The organism is Nonomuraea sp. NPDC004354 (genome assembly GCF_053602555.1).
Window position 1 is genome coordinate 61,826 of record NZ_JBSGDV010000030.1, and the last position, 14,156, is coordinate 75,981.

Below are 14,156 nucleotides of genomic sequence, written 5' to 3' on the forward strand. Positions count from 1 at the left end.
GCCCGAGCCTTAGTCTTGGTGTCATGTTCTACGTCTCCACGCCGATCTACTACGTCAACGACGCTCCTCACCTGGGCCACGCCTACACGACCGTCGCGGGCGATGTGCTGACGCGCTGGCACCGCCAGCGTGGCGAGCAGGTGTGGTTCCTGACGGGCACCGACGAGCACGGCCAGAAGATCATGCGCACCGCCGAGGCCAACGGCGTCACGCCGCAGGAGTGGGCCGACAAGCTGGTCGAGGAGGCGTGGAAGCCGCTCTGGCGGCACCTCGAGATCGCCAACGACGACTTCATCCGCACCACGGAGAAGCGCCACACCGAGCGGGTCCAGGAGTTCGTCCAGGACCTCTACGACAAGGGCGAGATCTACAAGGGTGGCTACGAGGGCCCCTACTGCGTCGGCTGCGAGGAGTTCAAGACCCCCGGCGAGCTGCTGGAGGGCGACCTCTGCCCGATCCACAAGCGTCCGGTCGAGTGGCTGCGCGAGGACAACTACTTCTTCAAGCTCTCCGAGTACGGCGAGCGCCTCCTCGACTTCTACGAGGCCAACCCCGGCTTCATCCAGCCCGCCTCGGCGCGCAACGAGGTCGTGCAGTTCGTCCGGCAGGGCCTGCAGGACCTGTCCATCTCCCGCTCCACCTTCGACTGGGGCATCCCGATCCCGTGGGACGACAAGCACGTCATCTACGTGTGGGTCGACGCCCTGCTCAACTACGCCACCGCGGTCGGCTACGGCTCCGACCCCGCGCGCTTCGAGCAGATCTGGCCGGCCAACGTCCACCTGGTGGGCAAGGACATCCTCCGCTTCCACGCGGTCATCTGGCCCGCCATGCTGATGGCCAACGGGCTGCCGGTGCCCGGCAAGGTCTTCGCCAACGGCTGGCTCATGGTCGGCGGCGAGAAGATGAGCAAGTCCAACCTGACCGGCATCTCGCCGCAGCAGCTCACCGCGCACTTCGGCGTCGACGCCTACCGCTACTACTTCCTGCGGGCCATCCCGTTCGGCCAGGACGGCTCGTTCTCGTGGGAGGACTTCGCCGCCCGCTACACCTCCGAGCTGGCCAACGACTTCGGCAACCTGGCCTCCAGGGTGGCGGCCATGGTCGGCAAGTACTTCGACGGCGAGCTGCCCGCGGCCGCCGTCCGGGAGGAGGCCGTCGCGGCCGCGCTGGCCGAGGCCGTCGCCAAGGCCGACAAGGCGATCGGCGACGACCTCGACTTCGTCGGCGGTCTCGGCGCGATCTTCGACTTCGTGCGGCTGGTCAACGGCTACCTCAGCGAGCAGGAGCCGTGGAAGGTGGCCAAGGACACCTCGGACGAGGGCCGCGCCAAGCTGGCGACGATCCTCTACACCGCGGCCGAGTCGCTGCGCGCGGTGGCCGTGCTGCTCAACCCGGTGATGCCGGCCACGGCGGAGAAGCTGTGGGCGTCGCTGGGCGCCGAGGAGCACCTGGGGGCGCTGGCGGAGCAGCGCGTGAGCGAGGCCGGGCAGTGGGGCAGGCTGCCCGCGGGCGCGCGGATCGTGAAGGGCGAGATCCTCTTCCCGCGCCTGGAGAGCGCGGAGTAGGTAGCGCCGTCCCCGCCCCTCCGCGGTCACGCGGAGGGCGCTCGGCTGCTCAGCCCTCGTCGCGGAGCACGAGCATGATGTGGTCGTGCTCGCCGTACCGGACCGTCTCGGTGCGCTGGAAGCCGTGCTTCTCCAGCAACCGCACCGAGCCGGTGTTGCCGGCGAAGGGGTCGGCGTGGAGCGGGCGGGTCCGCTCCTGCCGCAGGAAGAGGCCCAGCGCCGCCGTGCCGATGCCCCGGCCCCAGTACTCCCGGCCCAGCCAGTAGCCGATGAAGCGCCGGTCGTCGTGCTACCAGGCCACGAGGTTGCCCGCGACCACGCCGTTCACCGTGACCGCCTGGACGCACACGCTGGGATCCGCGAGGATCCGCGTGGTCCAGTGGGTCATGAAGGCCTCCCGCTCCCGGGGGGCGAAGTTGGACCGCCGGGTGGCCTCCGGGTCCTGTTCCTGCTGGAAGAACAGCTCCAGGTCGGTTTCCTCGACATCCCGCAGCCGCACATCGTCGCTCATGCGCAAGGAGTCTGGCACCGGGCACCGACAAACCAGGGGCCGGCCACGTGACCTCACCCGTCGTCGGCCAGGATCTCCAGCCAGATGTCGGCATGGCAGGGCTCGTCCGGTTTGCACCAGCAGGCGAGGTCGTGCCCTGCCAGCTCGCGGCGGGCCTGCTCGACCAGCTCCGGGTGCTCGTCGAGGTAGCGGCGGAACAGCCGGAGAGCCTCTTCCCGCCCGCGGTTCTTGATGGGGTACGGATTGCGGTAGGGGCTGGCAGGCAGGCCCGGACACGCCCGCCCGACGTAGACGGCACCGGGCGGGACGTGTCCGTGGTAGAGGTCGCCGATGACCTTCACCCTCCGGGGCGTCATGCCATCCATTCTTCCCTCAGGACGACGAGAGCCTTCCCTCGGAACGACGAGAGCCTTTCCTCAGGACGACGAGGGCCTTCCCTCAGGACGACGAGGGCCTTCCCTCAGGACGACGAGGGCCTTCCCTCGGAACGACGAGAGGCGGCGGAGGGCTCGGCCGTCGAGCCGCACGACCGGGCGCGGATGTCCCGCCTCTCGGCGGCCGGCGCGTCGGGTCAGGTGCGCCAGATGACGACCAGGGCGGAGTCGTCCTCGCGGTTGCGGACGGTCTTGACCAGCGTGGCGGTCTCGCCGAAGCCTTCCCGCACGAGGGAGTGGGCCGCGCCGAGGATCCGGTCGAGGCCGGTGTCGGGGTCGGCGCGCGGTCCCCAGAGGCCGTTGGTGAACAGCATGAGCGCGTCGCCCTTGCCGAGCGTGCCCTCCGCCCCGGCCCGCGCCGGGTTGTCCACCACGCCGAGGGCGACGCCCTGCGCGGCGGCGGGCTGCCAGGTGCCGCTGCCGCCGAAGTACTGGGCGGCGGGCGGGTGGCCCGCGCAGGTGACGGTGTAGGCGCCGCTCTTCAGGTCGAGGTCCAGGTGGACGGCGGTGACGAGGCGTTCTCCGCCCTTGCGGGCCAGGTAGTCGTCGCAGGCGGGCAGGAAGCGTGCGGCAGGCACGGTGCTCAGCAGCCCGCCGAAGGTGCCCGACAGCATCAGCGCGTGGGCGGCGGCGTCGTTGCCCTTGCCCGACACGTCGACGAGGGCGAGCTGGAGGCGGGAGTCCTCCAGGTGCGAGACGAGGAAGTCGCCGCCGAACAGCGCGCCGGGCGCGGCCTGCAGGGCGACCTTGCGGCCCCATCCGCGGGGCAGCGGCGGGATCTGGTTGATCGCCCTGAGCTGCGCTTTCAGCTGGATGAGCGCGTGGTCGCCGCGCAGGCCGTGGATGCCGACGCCGTCGCGCGTGTAGGCCAGGAACACGGCGAGGACGGCCACCGCCGCCAGGATGACCAGCTGCGCGATCTCGACCTTGACGGTCAGCGTGACGAGGGCGGAGACGGCCGAGGCCGTCAGGACGACGGCCAGGGCGGGCAGCCTGAGCTGGAGCCCGCCGAGAAGGATGATCGGGGCGAGCATGATCGGTGGCGCCCAGGCGACGCCGAAGGCGACCGCGAGCGGCCCGACGGCCAGGGCGGTGAGGGTGAGCACGGTCAGCAGCAGGCGGTGCCGTCGCATGCCCAGGGAGGGAGTGGTGTAGGTGGTGACCGCGGGAGGGCGCCCCTCGCCCGTGGAGAACTCCATCACCTTGTCGCCGGGTGACCAGACGCTGCGGACGGCTTCTACCACGGACATGACACTCCCGCCTGTGTGCAGGTGTCCGAGTTTAGCGAGGGGAGGCCCGGCATCCAGGGCGTCTTGCCGTACACCTGCGGGCCGTATACCCGGGACGGTCCCGGTACCTTGGGGTGGGTGAGCAAGCTTCCCGCCGCGCCTGAGCCGCTGACCACGCCCGTCTTCGACAGCCACTGCCATCTCGACATCATGGTGGGCAACCGGCAGGCCTCCTCCGGCGATCCGGTGGCCCAGGCCGCGCAGGCGGCCTCCGCCAGCGTGGAGAGCATCCTGGCCGACGCGCGCGCGGTGGGTGTGCGCACGCTCGTGACGATCGGCTACGACCTGCCGTCCTCGGTGTGGGGCGCACGGGTGGCGGCCGCCCACGCCGATGTCTACGCGGGCGTGGCGATCCACCCGAACGAGGCGCACGCCGCCACGCCGGAGGTGCTGGCCGAGATCGAGGTGCTGGCGGGTGAGCCCGACGTGCGGGCGGTCGGTGAGACGGGGCTCGACTACTTCCGCGACTGGGCGTCCAAGGACGACCAGCACGCCTGCTTCCGCGCGCACATCGAGATCGCCAAGCGGACCGGCAAGGCGCTGGTCATCCACGACCGCGACGCCCATGACGACGTGCTGAAGGTGCTCGCGGCGGAGGGGGCGCCCGACCGGGTGGTCTTCCACAGCTACTCCGGCGACGCCGAAATGGCCAAAAAGTGCGTCGAAGCCGGATATTTCATGTCGTTTTCCGGTCCGGTGACGTACAAGAACGCCGGCTACCTGCGGGAGGCGGCCAGGGTGGCGCCCAAGGAGCTGATCCTGGTGGAGACCGACGCGCCGTACCTGCCGCCGGTGCCGCACCGCGGCAAGCCCAACGCCCCTTACCTCATCCCGCTCACCCTGCGCTGCCTGGCCGAGGTCAAGGACATGCCGGTGGACGATCTGTGCGCGGCCGTGAACGCCAACGGAGAGGCTGCCTTCGGCGTGTTCCGATGATCTCCGCCCCTGCTCGGTCGGCCTCGCGCGGGTGATGGCTGGAGGACGACGACGCGATCCCCAGCCGGCAGGGGCAGTGGCTACACCGCGGCGCCGGGCTGTTCGACCGACCGGCTCAGCCCGCCGCCGACGCGCCGAACTCGACACCCTCCGGCGGCGCGAGCACCTGGACGGTGTCCTCGTTGCGCCCCGCGAGGCCCGCCACGCCGTACGGCGGAGCGTCGGGCGCCCCGGCGACCAGGCGGTTGCCCGTGAAGGCCACCGACCAGCCGAACCGGCCGCCCCGCGGGGAGACCACCCGGCGCTCCTCGGTGCCGTCCTTGGCCGACAGGATCACCACCTCTCCCGTGCCGCCCTCGTCGGGGGCACCGACCGCGAGCCTGCCGTCCTTGGAACCGGCCAGCGAGAATCCGAAGGCGCCCGTGCCAGTCACCTTCTTGACCGGCTTGGCCGCGGCGTCGAGCAACTGCACGAAGCCGCCCTGCGGCGCGCTCGCCGCGATGCCCGCGCCCTCGGCGTAGGCCACCGCGTAGCCGAACCTGTCGCCCGCCTTCCGGTCGGGCGGCTCCCACCTGACACCCGACAGCTTCTGCGCGGTCACGTCGGCGATGAGGACCACCGAGCCTGAGTCGAGCTTCCCCTGACCGTTCTGGACGCCCGCGCCGTCGTCGTTCTCGTACGGCGCGCCCACGATCAGGCTGTTGTCCTTGCCGAAGGCCAGCGCCCAGCCGAACTGGTCGCCCACCTCGGGGCTCCCCGGCACCTCAGGGGGCGCCTGGTCGATCTTGCGCAGCGTGCTCTCGCCCTGCCCGACGTAGAGGGAGCCCGTGTCGGCCAGATCGCCCGTGTCCTCGTACGGCGCGCCCACGGCGATCAGCGCGCCCTTGGCCGCCACCGACCAGCCGAAATGCGCGTCCGCCTGCGGCTCGGGGGACACCAGCGTCTTCCAGGTACCCCTGGACAGCAGGTAGGCGACCCCCGCGTCGGCCAGCCCCTCCACGTCGGTGTACGGCGCGCCGACCAGCAGATCGGTGCAGCCGTCGCCGTCGACCTCGCCCAACGCCACCGACCAGCCGAACCCGTCGTTCTCCTGAAGGGCGGGCGGCTTGACGGGCACCACCTTGCCGTTGGAGATGAGGTGGACCGAGCCCGGCCCGTCGAACGGGTCGCCCACCGCCGCGTCGCCCGTGCAGGCCATCGCCGACGAGGCGACCGCGCCACCGTTTCCCGAGGTCAGACCGGCTGCGAGGAGGACGGCGGCCAGGAGTACGCGGGTCATGACAGCCGCACCTCGATCTCCTTCCCGCCCTGCAGCATGGTGCCCGACAGCACGGCCGGCAGGCGCTGCGGCGGCAGGTCGAACACGAACGTCCCGTCGATGCGCCCGCCCGCCGGGATGGACTGGGGAACCGCGCTGGACAGGCTGGTGGCCTGGTGGCGGGCGCCCCGGTCGTCGAGCAGGGTGACGGACGGCGTGCCGACGGCGCGTGCCGTACCACCGGGATTCACCAACGTCCACTTGACCACGCAGAACCGGCCGGTGACGGGCCGGCTGCCGCCGTAGTCGGCGAGCCCGCAGGCGGGCCGCTGGGAGACGATCAGCTGCGGATCGTCGAATCCGGTGCCGAGCGTGAACCGCTTGCCGACGTCGGTGGGCGCCGTCGCCCGGGAGGCGACGGACCCCTCGGTCGGCCGGTCCACCGGCGAGGGCGACGAGCCGCTGGCGATCAGGATCGCGATGGTGGTCACCAGCGCCACCCCCGCCGCGACCGCGGCGACCAGCCAGCGCTTGGTCGTCGGCTTGCCGCCTTCCGCGGCGACCGGGACCGGCTTGGCCGGCACCTCGGTGAACGGCTGCGCGGCGAACGTCGTCGACAGCACCTCGGTGGCGTCGGGCTCGTTGACGACGTTCGGCGGGGGCCGCCACGCCTGGCCGAGGAGCTCTCCGGCGACCACCGTGGGCGGGTCGGCGCTGGGGACGCGCCCGCCGACCAGCGCGATCAGCAGGTCCTGGGCGGTCGGCCGCTGGAGCGGGTCCATCGCGGTGGCCTGCCGTACCAGGTCGTTGAGCGGTGCCGGCAGCGCCCCCAGGTCCGGCGCCTGGTGCAGCACCCTGGTCGCCAGCGTGATGGCGTCGCCGCGCCCGAAAGGGTGGCGGCCGTTGCCCGCGAACGCCACCAGGCAGCCCCAGGCGAAGATGTCGGCCGCGGGCGTCACCTGCTGCCCGCGCACCTGCTCGGGCGCCCACCAGCCAGGGCTGCCCAGCAGCTCGCCCGACAACGTGAAGTTGCTCTCACGGTCGAGGGCGCGCGAGATGCCGAAGTCGATCACCCTGGGCCCCGACATCGACAGGATCACGTTGGCCGGTTTCAGGTCACGGTGCACCAGCCCCGCCACGTGGATCGCGGCGAGCGCCGCCGCCACCCCCAGCGCCACGCCGTGCAGCGCGCCCGGCTCCAGCGCGCCGTACTTGGTGATCTGGTCCGACAGCGGCACGCCCGAGATGTACTCGGTCACCAGATACGGCCTGCCCACGCCGTCGTTGCCGTTGTCGAGCACCTGCGCGGTGCAGAACGACGCCACCCTGCGCGCGTTGTCGACCTCCGCGTGGAACCGCGCGTTGAAGCCCTCCTGGTGGGCGAATTCGGTCTTCACCACCTTGACCGCGACCGGCCGCCCTGTTGGTGCGATCGCCAGGAAAACCGTTCCCATGCCGCCTTCGCCGAGCCGCCCGAGCAGGCGGTATGGACCGATCTCACGCGCGTCTGCCGGACGCAGTGGAGTGGCGCCCGTCGGCTCCATCAGGGACGTCCCTTCGTCGTTCATCCCATCCTCCTCCTCCTGCCGGGTTCTTCGTAGCGTCGGGAATGCTGGAGACTGAATGTGTGACATGGGGAGTGCCATTGTGAGCCTGCTAGGCCCGGTAGAAATACGTAATTTGGCCGACAAGCTGGACCTTCGTCCGACCAAGAAGTTCGGCCAGAACTTCGTGATCGACGGCGGCACGGTCCGGCGGATCGTGCGCACGGCCGGGCTGTCGCCCGACGACGTGGTGATCGAGGTCGGCCCTGGGCTCGGCTCGCTCACCCTCGCGCTGCTGCCCGAGGCCGCCCACGTCGTCGCCGTGGAGATCGACCCCGTCCTGGCCACCCAGCTTCCGCTGACCGTCGACACCCGCGGCCTCGGCGACAAGCTGACCGTCGTCCAGGCCGACGCGCTGAAGGTCGGCCTGGACGACTTCGGCGGGCACGTCCCGACGGCCCTGGTCGCCAACCTGCCCTACAACGTCTCGGTGCCCGTGGTGCTCCACCTGCTGGAGGCGCTGCCCTCGCTGCGCAAGGGCCTGGTCATGGTGCAGGCCGAGGTCGCCGACCGGCTCGCCGCCCCGCCCGGCTCCAAGGTGTACGGCGTGCCGTCCGCCAAGGCCGCCTGGTACGCCGACGTGCGCAGAGCCGGGCCCGTCGGCCGGACGGTGTTCTGGCCGGTGCCGAACGTCGACTCCGGCCTGGTCTCCCTGGAACGGCGCGACCCGCCCGCCACGTCGGCGACCCGCGCACAGGTCTTCTCCGTGGTCGACGCCGCCTTCGCACAGCGGCGCAAGACGCTCAGGGCGGCGCTGGCCTCGCTGTTCGGTACGGCGGCGCGGGCGGAGGAGGCGCTCCGGGCGGCGGGGGTGGAACCTTCGACACGTGGCGAGCAACTGGACATCGTGGCCTTCGCCCGGATCGCGGAACACCTGACGGGGTGAGGTTCGGCTTCCGTCTCTTCGCGTCGGCGTGCGTTCTCGCCCGGGGTGCGGGCTCCTGATCGGGCTGCGGGCTGTTGGTCGGGGCAGGGTCTGTTGGTCGGGCTGCGGGCTGTTGGTCGGGGCCGCGGTCTGTTGGTCGGGCTGCGGGCTGTTGGTCGGGGCCGCGGTCTGTTGGTCGAGCCGCAGTCTGTTGGCCGGGGCGTAGATCCTTGGGGCGGGGCGGGGCGGGGCGGGCCGTCGGTCGGGCCACGGTCTGGGCGCGGGCCGTCGGTCGGGTTGCCGGCCGTCGGTTGGGATGCTCCGGTCCGGGCGCGGCCCTCGGCCAGGGTGCGGTTGCCTGGTGTGTGGGTCACGTTGGGGTGTGCCTCCGCCTGTAGGCGTGGGTCGGCTCGGGGTGGATCGCCTCGGGGTGGGTCGCCTCGGGGTGGATCGTCGGTTCGCCCGCTGGCCGCTGCGGCTGCCGTCGCCCTGTCCACAGCCGGTGCGCCTGCGAGCGCCCATATCCACAGAACGCCGCTCGGCCCCTCCCACCCAAGCCACTCCGCACGATCCTGAGCCTTCCTTCCACGGCTCAGGAGGTTCTGATGTGGCTCACCATCGGTTTTCTCGCCACGCTGGGCGCCTCGCCGGGGACGGCGGCCGCCCTCGCCATGCCGCCGTGCCCCGGCACGGTCAAGCCGCCCGGCGACCATGCCCACACAACGGTCGTCCTGTCCTCGCATACGTGCGCATCAGCGACCCGCTGGCCGGGGATGCGCATCCCCGCCACCGACGCCGACTGGCTCACCGCCTGGGCCGCCCGCATCCCCACCTGGAAGCGTCCGCCAGGCACCTCACACTCCTGGTCCCCGCCGGGCACCTCACCCCACACCTCATGGGCTCTGCCAGGCACCTCACCCCACACCTCATGGGCCCTGCCGTCCCGCTGGCCCCTACCCCCTGATCGCTCAGCGCCGGGGCAACCGCTCCCGCCCGATCACCTTGTCTCCCGATGGACACTCCTCCCAGATCATGTAGCCCTCGACGAGGTGGCGCGGCCTGACCATCCCATCCCCGCATGGGCCACACCCCAAGACCGCTCCGCCCCCGCCTGGCCGGTGCCACCGGCTCTCCCCGCTCACGGCAGGGAAGTACCGCCCGGGCATCCTGTCCCCGGGTGGTTGATGCGATCAGATCTCCCCGACCACGTCCGGGGAGTACCGCCCGGGCGTCCGGTCGCAGGGTGGTTGGTGCGGCGAGATCCCGACGCCTTCGTATGGGTGATGCCGCCAGGGAGTCCTACCCGCGGGTGGCAGGTCAGGTCGGATATCGGTGCCTTCGGACGGGCGGTGCCGTCAGGACGCCCTGTCCGTGAGTGGCTCGCGCGGTCGGATCGTCATCCCCGCTGGGTGGTGCGGCCCGGGAGTCCTGTCCCCGGATGGCTGATGCGGCTTCCCGGGTGGCTGATGTGGCGAGATCGCGATGCCTCCGGATGGGTAGTAGTGCGGCCTGACGCGTTCGGGCGTGTGGGGTCACCCGATGGACGTGGCGCGGATCAGGTGGTTCCTCGTCGCCCCGGCGTCCGTGCCCCGCGTGAGCGTCAACGCCCCAGCACACCGCGAGGCACGGGCAGACCGCGCAAGACGACACCCGGCACCGGCAAACCACGCGCCACCCGAACCAAGGGCGACACGGCCGCCGGCGCGGCGATCGCCCGCTTGGGGACCCCGTTCTCCTGGGGCGGCGGCACTCCCTCTGGACCGAGCCGGGGCATAGGCAGAGGCGCGGGAACCATCGGCTTCGACTGCTCGGGCCTGACGCTCTACGCCTGGTCGAGAGCAGGCGTACGGCTCGGCCACTACACCGGCACCCAGTTCCGACAGGGCAAACGCGTCATGCTGCCCGACCTGCGCCGGGGTGACCTGGTGTTCTTCGGCGGCGGCACCGGTGACCCCACCCACGTGGGCCTCTACCTGGGCGACGGCATCATGATCCACGCCCCCAAGACCGGCGACGTGGTCAAGAAGACCAACTTCCTGGCCTCGGCCTACTACCGCGCCCGCTACCGAGGCGCCGTCCGCCCCGGCTGACCCGAGGAAACCTGCGGGTCGCCTGGGCCGCGCATCCCTCAGACGACCCTGCAGGGAACCCAGCACATCGACGACGAAAAGCCTCGGGGCAAATCGCAAGAAACCGGCCTGACCTCCCGTGCCTGGCTAAGGGGCCCTGTGATCAGCCTTGCGTAGGGAAGCCATGGGTGGGTTCCGTGACCAGGGACCTGCGGAGGCGTCTCCAGGACACATGGGACGCCCCGGTCACGAAGGGCACGCCCTGGTCACGCTGGGCACGCCCTGGTCACGCTGGGAACGTCCTGGTCACGCTGGGAACGTCCTGGTCACGAAGGGAACGCCCTGGTCATGCGGCACGCCCCCGGTCATGCTGGGCACGTCCCGGTCACGCTGGGCACGTCCGGGAGCGGTCAGCATTCGGATACTGCCGACCATGATGACGGACGACGGCGGACACCGCCGACGGGTCGCTGCAGCGCGCCTACAGGTCACTGGCCACCGGGGTTCTCACGCGCCGGTATCGGCACCCAGGGCGACAGGGGGAGGAAGCGGCGCAGTGTTGCACGGCCGATTGCAAAGCTGGCAAGGAGGCGTCGGTGACAGGCGTCGCCACCAGGGTGGCCAAGACGAGCGCCGCGACCAGGGGGCCAAATCGCGGGACAGGTCCGGGGTGAGGATCGTTGTGATCAGCGGGCCGAATCGGGTGGGTGGGTCAGGAGGCGCTGGCGACGAGCATCGCGATCAGCGGGCTGAGGAGCGTTTGGTCCTCCAGCCGAACGGGCTCGTACTCCGTGATGCCGAGCCCGGCCGGCTCGAAGCGCTCCACCAGCGCCGCGACCAGCTTGAGGAGGTGATCGGGCTGCAACCCGCCCGGCGCAGGACTGCCCACGGACGCGAACACCCCAGGATCCAGCACATCGAGGTCGATATGCACGTAAACGGCCTCAGCCCCGGTGGCCGCCACCGCCTCCACCAGGACCGTGGGGTCGGACAGCTCGGCCACGGTCACATGGGTGAGGCCGCTGTCGGCGATGAAGTCCCGCTCGCCGGGATCCAGGTCACGCGCCCCGGCCAGGACCACCCTGCCGGGACTGATGGCCCGTCCCGGCAGCAACTCGCCATGCCCTTCGCCGGTGAGCGCGCGAAGGATCATCCCGTGAAAGGCGCCGGACGGGGACGACGCCGGAGTGTTGAGGTCGCCGTGCGCGTCGAACCAGACGAGGCCCAGGCGCTCGCCGTACCGGTCGAGGGCGGCGGACACGGGCGCCAGTTCGACCCCGCAGTCCCCGCCCACCGTGACCACAAGCCCGTCCCCGACGCCGTCAACCGCTGCTCTCGCCCTGGTCGCCGTGACGGCGAAGGCGGCGGGCGAGTCGCCGTCCGCGACCTCCACCCGGTGTCGCGCGGCGTCCGGCACCATCGAGGCGAGCAGTCCTGCCCCCTCGACCAGTCGCCGAGCCGTACGGGAGCCCGAGCCCTGCCACTGCGGAACCTCGATGACCGTCACCTGAGACATCAAATCCACCTCGTCTGTGCTGGTTGCCTCCGGCGGGACCTCGCCGTCGGCAGGATATGCCCGCGCCACCCGCCCGAGATCAGCCGCCCAGTCCCGCCCGCCCGAGTCCAGCCGTTCAGTCCCGTGCGCTCGCGATCAGTCGCCCAGCTCACTCGCCCGAGATGACCCGCTCGGTCCCGCCTGCCCGAGTCCAGCCGTTCAGTCCCGCGCGCCCGAGCCTGCTGAGTCCCGCCCGCCCGAGTCCAGCCGTTCAGTCCCGCGCGCCCGAGCCCGCTGAGTCCCGCCCGCCCGAGAGCAGTCGCCCAGCATCGCCCGATCCGGGCCCATGACGCAGCCCCGAGATCCCTCAGAACCCACTCCACGTCCTCACGAGCTGGCCCCTTCACGACTCCACCCGCCTTCCGTGTCTCCAGCCGGGCGATTGTCACCGCATGCCTCCTTGGCCCCGCGGATGCCTGGCGACCCCGAACTGCCCTCGCCCTCTCTGAAACCGCACCTCCCGTGACTCCGCACTGCCCTTGCCCGCTCCGGAACCGCGCTTCCCGTGACTCCGTACTGTCCACGCCAGTTCCCTTGGCTCCGTACTGTCCACGTCCTCTGCGGAACCGCGCTTCCGGGGCTCCGCACCGCCCTTGCTCGCCGGGAAACCGCACTTCCGGGGCATGCCGCTCGAAACCCCCAAGGCCGGGCATGGAATTGCGTGGCCGGTGGGTGGGCACCGCTAGCATCGAAGGCCTTGACCCACCAGGCGACGAGAGTGACAGAAGATCGATGAGTTCCGTGACCGTCCGGGTGCCCGCAAAGGTCAACGTGCAGCTGTCCGTGGGCCCGCTGCGGGATGACGGCTACCACGACCTGGTGAACGTCTTCCTCGCCGTCTCCGTCTTCGACGAGGTGATCGCGAAGGAGTCGGAGACCGTCTCCGTGAAGGTCGAGGGTGAGTGGACCGACCAGGTGCCGGTCGATGACGGCAACCTCGCGATCCAGGCGGCCAGGGCGCTGGCGAAGCACGCGGGCAGGACGTACGGGGTCGAGCTCGTGATCCGCAAGGCGATCCCGGTGGCGGGCGGCATGGCCGGTGGCAGTGCGGATGCGGCGGGCGCCCTCGTGGCCTGCAACGAGCTGTGGGGTCTGGGGCTGCCGCGCGAGGATCTGATGGAGATCGCGGCCGACCTGGGGAGCGACGTGCCGTTCTCGCTGCTGGGCGGTACGGCGGTCGGCACCGGCAGAGGTGAGCAGCTGGCCGAGCTGCCGACGGACGGGCGGTTCCACTGGGTGTTCGCCATCGCCGACGGCGGCCTGTCGACGGCGAAGGTCTACGCCGAGTGTGATCGGCTGCGGGAGACACGGGGCGAAAAGGTGCCGTGGCCGCAGGCGAGCGAGGCGCTGCTGACGGCGTTGAAGAAGGGCGACGCGCGGGCGCTCGGCGCGGAGCTGGTCAACGACCTGCAACCGGCGGCGTTGTCGCTGCGTGGTTCGCTGGCGCGCACGCTGGGGACGGGCCAGGCGCGGGGCGCTCTGGGCGCGATCGTGTCGGGGTCGGGGCCGACGTGCGCGTTCCTGGTCGCTGACGAGGAGCAGGCGCGACAGCTGGCGGTGGCGCTCGTCGAGGAGGGCGTGTGCCGTACGGCGGTGCCCGCCTACGGCCCCGTGGCGGGCGCTTCGATCGTGTGACCGGCCGGGAAACGGTCGTCTTGCGCGTGACCGGGGCTCTTGCCAGGTGGTGTCCCGGGTCGGGACGGCGGCGCCAGATGGTGCCGTGGGGAGCTGGCCGGGTGGGTGTGGCGAGGTCGCGCCTGCGGTCGGGATGGTGGCATCGGAAAGGGCCCGCGCTGAGCTGCGTGGTGTGGCCGCCGACGGCGACGATGGGTCCTGCAACTTGCGACGTCGTGGCTAGCGTTCGGCAGACGGTACGGGCCGGAGGGCTGGCGGCGCGGGCGGAGAGGGCTGGCGGCGGGGGCGAAGTGCGGGCGGCGCGGGTCGAGAGGGCTGGCGGCGGGGGCGAAGTGCGGGCGGCGCGGGCGGAGAGGGCTGGCGGCGGGGGCGAAGTGCGGGCGGCGCGGGTCGAGAGGGCTGGCGGCGGGGGCGAAGTGCGGGCGGCGCGGG

At 71.6% G+C, this 14,156-nt stretch carries 13 protein-coding genes; 5 read left to right on the forward strand and 8 right to left on the reverse strand.

From position 1 onward, the window contains the following. Positions 1-23 precede the first annotated feature (23 nt). A complete protein-coding gene (metG, locus tag ACWENQ_RS43105) occupies positions 24-1,568 on the forward strand; it encodes a methionine--tRNA ligase (protein ID WP_449918151.1) in 1,545 nt (514 codons plus the stop codon). Between the two features lie 49 nt (positions 1,569-1,617). Here the strand turns inward: metG and ACWENQ_RS43110 are convergent, their stop codons facing one another. The 4 genes from ACWENQ_RS43110 to ACWENQ_RS43125 form a co-directional block, all read right to left on the reverse strand. After that, complete coding sequence (locus tag ACWENQ_RS43110) at positions 1,618-1,839, reverse strand: GNAT family N-acetyltransferase (protein WP_452419425.1); 222 nt, start codon at positions 1,837-1,839, stop codon at positions 1,618-1,620. A gap of 18 nt (positions 1,840-1,857) precedes the next feature. Continuing rightward, positions 1,858-2,079, reverse strand: a complete 222-nt coding sequence (locus ACWENQ_RS43115) for a hypothetical protein (protein WP_452419419.1) — start codon at positions 2,077-2,079, stop codon at positions 1,858-1,860. Between the two features lie 53 nt (positions 2,080-2,132). Further along, positions 2,133-2,435, reverse strand: coding sequence for a DUF4326 domain-containing protein (locus ACWENQ_RS43120; RefSeq protein WP_449918146.1), 303 nt, complete (start codon positions 2,433-2,435; stop codon positions 2,133-2,135). A 215-nt stretch (positions 2,436-2,650) separates the two neighbouring features. Further along, positions 2,651-3,763, reverse strand: coding sequence for a PP2C family protein-serine/threonine phosphatase (locus ACWENQ_RS43125; RefSeq protein ID WP_354905441.1), 1,113 nt, complete (start codon positions 3,761-3,763; stop codon positions 2,651-2,653). Positions 3,764-3,880: 117 nt separating this feature from the next. Between ACWENQ_RS43125 and ACWENQ_RS43130 the strand changes: the two genes are divergently transcribed. After that, the gene (locus ACWENQ_RS43130) at positions 3,881-4,738 is read left to right on the forward strand and encodes a TatD family hydrolase (protein ID WP_452419420.1); all 858 of its coding nucleotides are present in this window, start codon (positions 3,881-3,883) and stop codon (positions 4,736-4,738) included. A 115-nt stretch (positions 4,739-4,853) separates the two neighbouring features. Here the strand turns inward: ACWENQ_RS43130 and ACWENQ_RS43135 are convergent, their stop codons facing one another. Together ACWENQ_RS43135 and ACWENQ_RS43140 are read right to left on the reverse strand one after the other, a co-directional pair. After that, on the reverse strand, positions 4,854-6,017 hold the full coding sequence (locus ACWENQ_RS43135; RefSeq protein ID WP_452419421.1) for a hypothetical protein: 1,164 nt from the start codon (positions 6,015-6,017) through the stop codon (positions 4,854-4,856). After that, positions 6,014-7,564, reverse strand: coding sequence for a serine/threonine-protein kinase (locus tag ACWENQ_RS43140; RefSeq protein ID WP_449918139.1), 1,551 nt, complete (start codon positions 7,562-7,564; stop codon positions 6,014-6,016). The genes ACWENQ_RS43135 and ACWENQ_RS43140 overlap by 4 nt, the downstream gene beginning before the upstream one ends. A gap of 55 nt (positions 7,565-7,619) precedes the next feature. Between ACWENQ_RS43140 and rsmA the strand changes: the two genes are divergently transcribed. Continuing rightward, on the forward strand, positions 7,620-8,486 hold the full coding sequence (gene rsmA, locus ACWENQ_RS43145; protein ID WP_452419422.1) for a 16S rRNA (adenine(1518)-N(6)/adenine(1519)-N(6))-dimethyltransferase RsmA: 867 nt from the start codon (positions 7,620-7,622) through the stop codon (positions 8,484-8,486). 571 nt (positions 8,487-9,057) lie between these two features. Here the strand turns inward: rsmA and ACWENQ_RS43150 are convergent. Beyond that, positions 9,058-9,318: a hypothetical protein gene (locus ACWENQ_RS43150; RefSeq protein ID WP_449918133.1), complete on the reverse strand. Its 261-nt coding sequence runs from the start codon at positions 9,316-9,318 to the stop codon at positions 9,058-9,060. Positions 9,319-10,183: 865 nt separating this feature from the next. Here ACWENQ_RS43150 and ACWENQ_RS43155 point away from each other — a divergent pair. Beyond that, the gene (locus tag ACWENQ_RS43155; RefSeq protein WP_354905454.1) at positions 10,184-10,555 is read left to right on the forward strand and encodes an NlpC/P60 family protein; all 372 of its coding nucleotides are present in this window, start codon (positions 10,184-10,186) and stop codon (positions 10,553-10,555) included. Between the two features lie 691 nt (positions 10,556-11,246). On the opposite strand, the gene ACWENQ_RS43160 is transcribed toward ACWENQ_RS43155, so the two are convergent. Next, positions 11,247-12,050, reverse strand: coding sequence for an arginase family protein (locus ACWENQ_RS43160; RefSeq protein WP_452419423.1), 804 nt, complete (start codon positions 12,048-12,050; stop codon positions 11,247-11,249). A gap of 771 nt (positions 12,051-12,821) precedes the next feature. Between ACWENQ_RS43160 and ACWENQ_RS43165 the strand changes: the two genes are divergently transcribed. Then, positions 12,822-13,724, forward strand: a complete 903-nt coding sequence (locus ACWENQ_RS43165; protein ID WP_449918130.1) for a 4-(cytidine 5'-diphospho)-2-C-methyl-D-erythritol kinase — start codon at positions 12,822-12,824, stop codon at positions 13,722-13,724. Positions 13,725-14,156: the final 432 nt, after the last annotated feature.

Coding starts and splice junctions, on each gene's coding strand:
- metG (WP_449918151.1), top strand. CDS start 24: ATGTTCTACGTCTCCACGCCGATCTACTACGTCAACGACGCTCCTCAC.
- ACWENQ_RS43115 (WP_452419419.1), bottom strand. CDS start 2,079: ATGAGCGACGATGTGCGGCTGCGGGATGTCGAGGAAACCGACCTGGAG.
- ACWENQ_RS43120 (WP_449918146.1), bottom strand. CDS start 2,435: ATGACGCCCCGGAGGGTGAAGGTCATCGGCGACCTCTACCACGGACAC.
- ACWENQ_RS43125 (WP_354905441.1), bottom strand. CDS start 3,763: ATGTCCGTGGTAGAAGCCGTCCGCAGCGTCTGGTCACCCGGCGACAAG.
- ACWENQ_RS43135 (WP_452419421.1), bottom strand. CDS start 6,017: ATGACCCGCGTACTCCTGGCCGCCGTCCTCCTCGCAGCCGGTCTGACC.
- ACWENQ_RS43140 (WP_449918139.1), bottom strand. CDS start 7,564: ATGAACGACGAAGGGACGTCCCTGATGGAGCCGACGGGCGCCACTCCA.
- rsmA (WP_452419422.1), top strand. CDS start 7,620: ATGTGTGACATGGGGAGTGCCATTGTGAGCCTGCTAGGCCCGGTAGAA.
- ACWENQ_RS43160 (WP_452419423.1), bottom strand. CDS start 12,050: ATGTCTCAGGTGACGGTCATCGAGGTTCCGCAGTGGCAGGGCTCGGGC.
- ACWENQ_RS43165 (WP_449918130.1), top strand. CDS start 12,822: ATGAGTTCCGTGACCGTCCGGGTGCCCGCAAAGGTCAACGTGCAGCTG.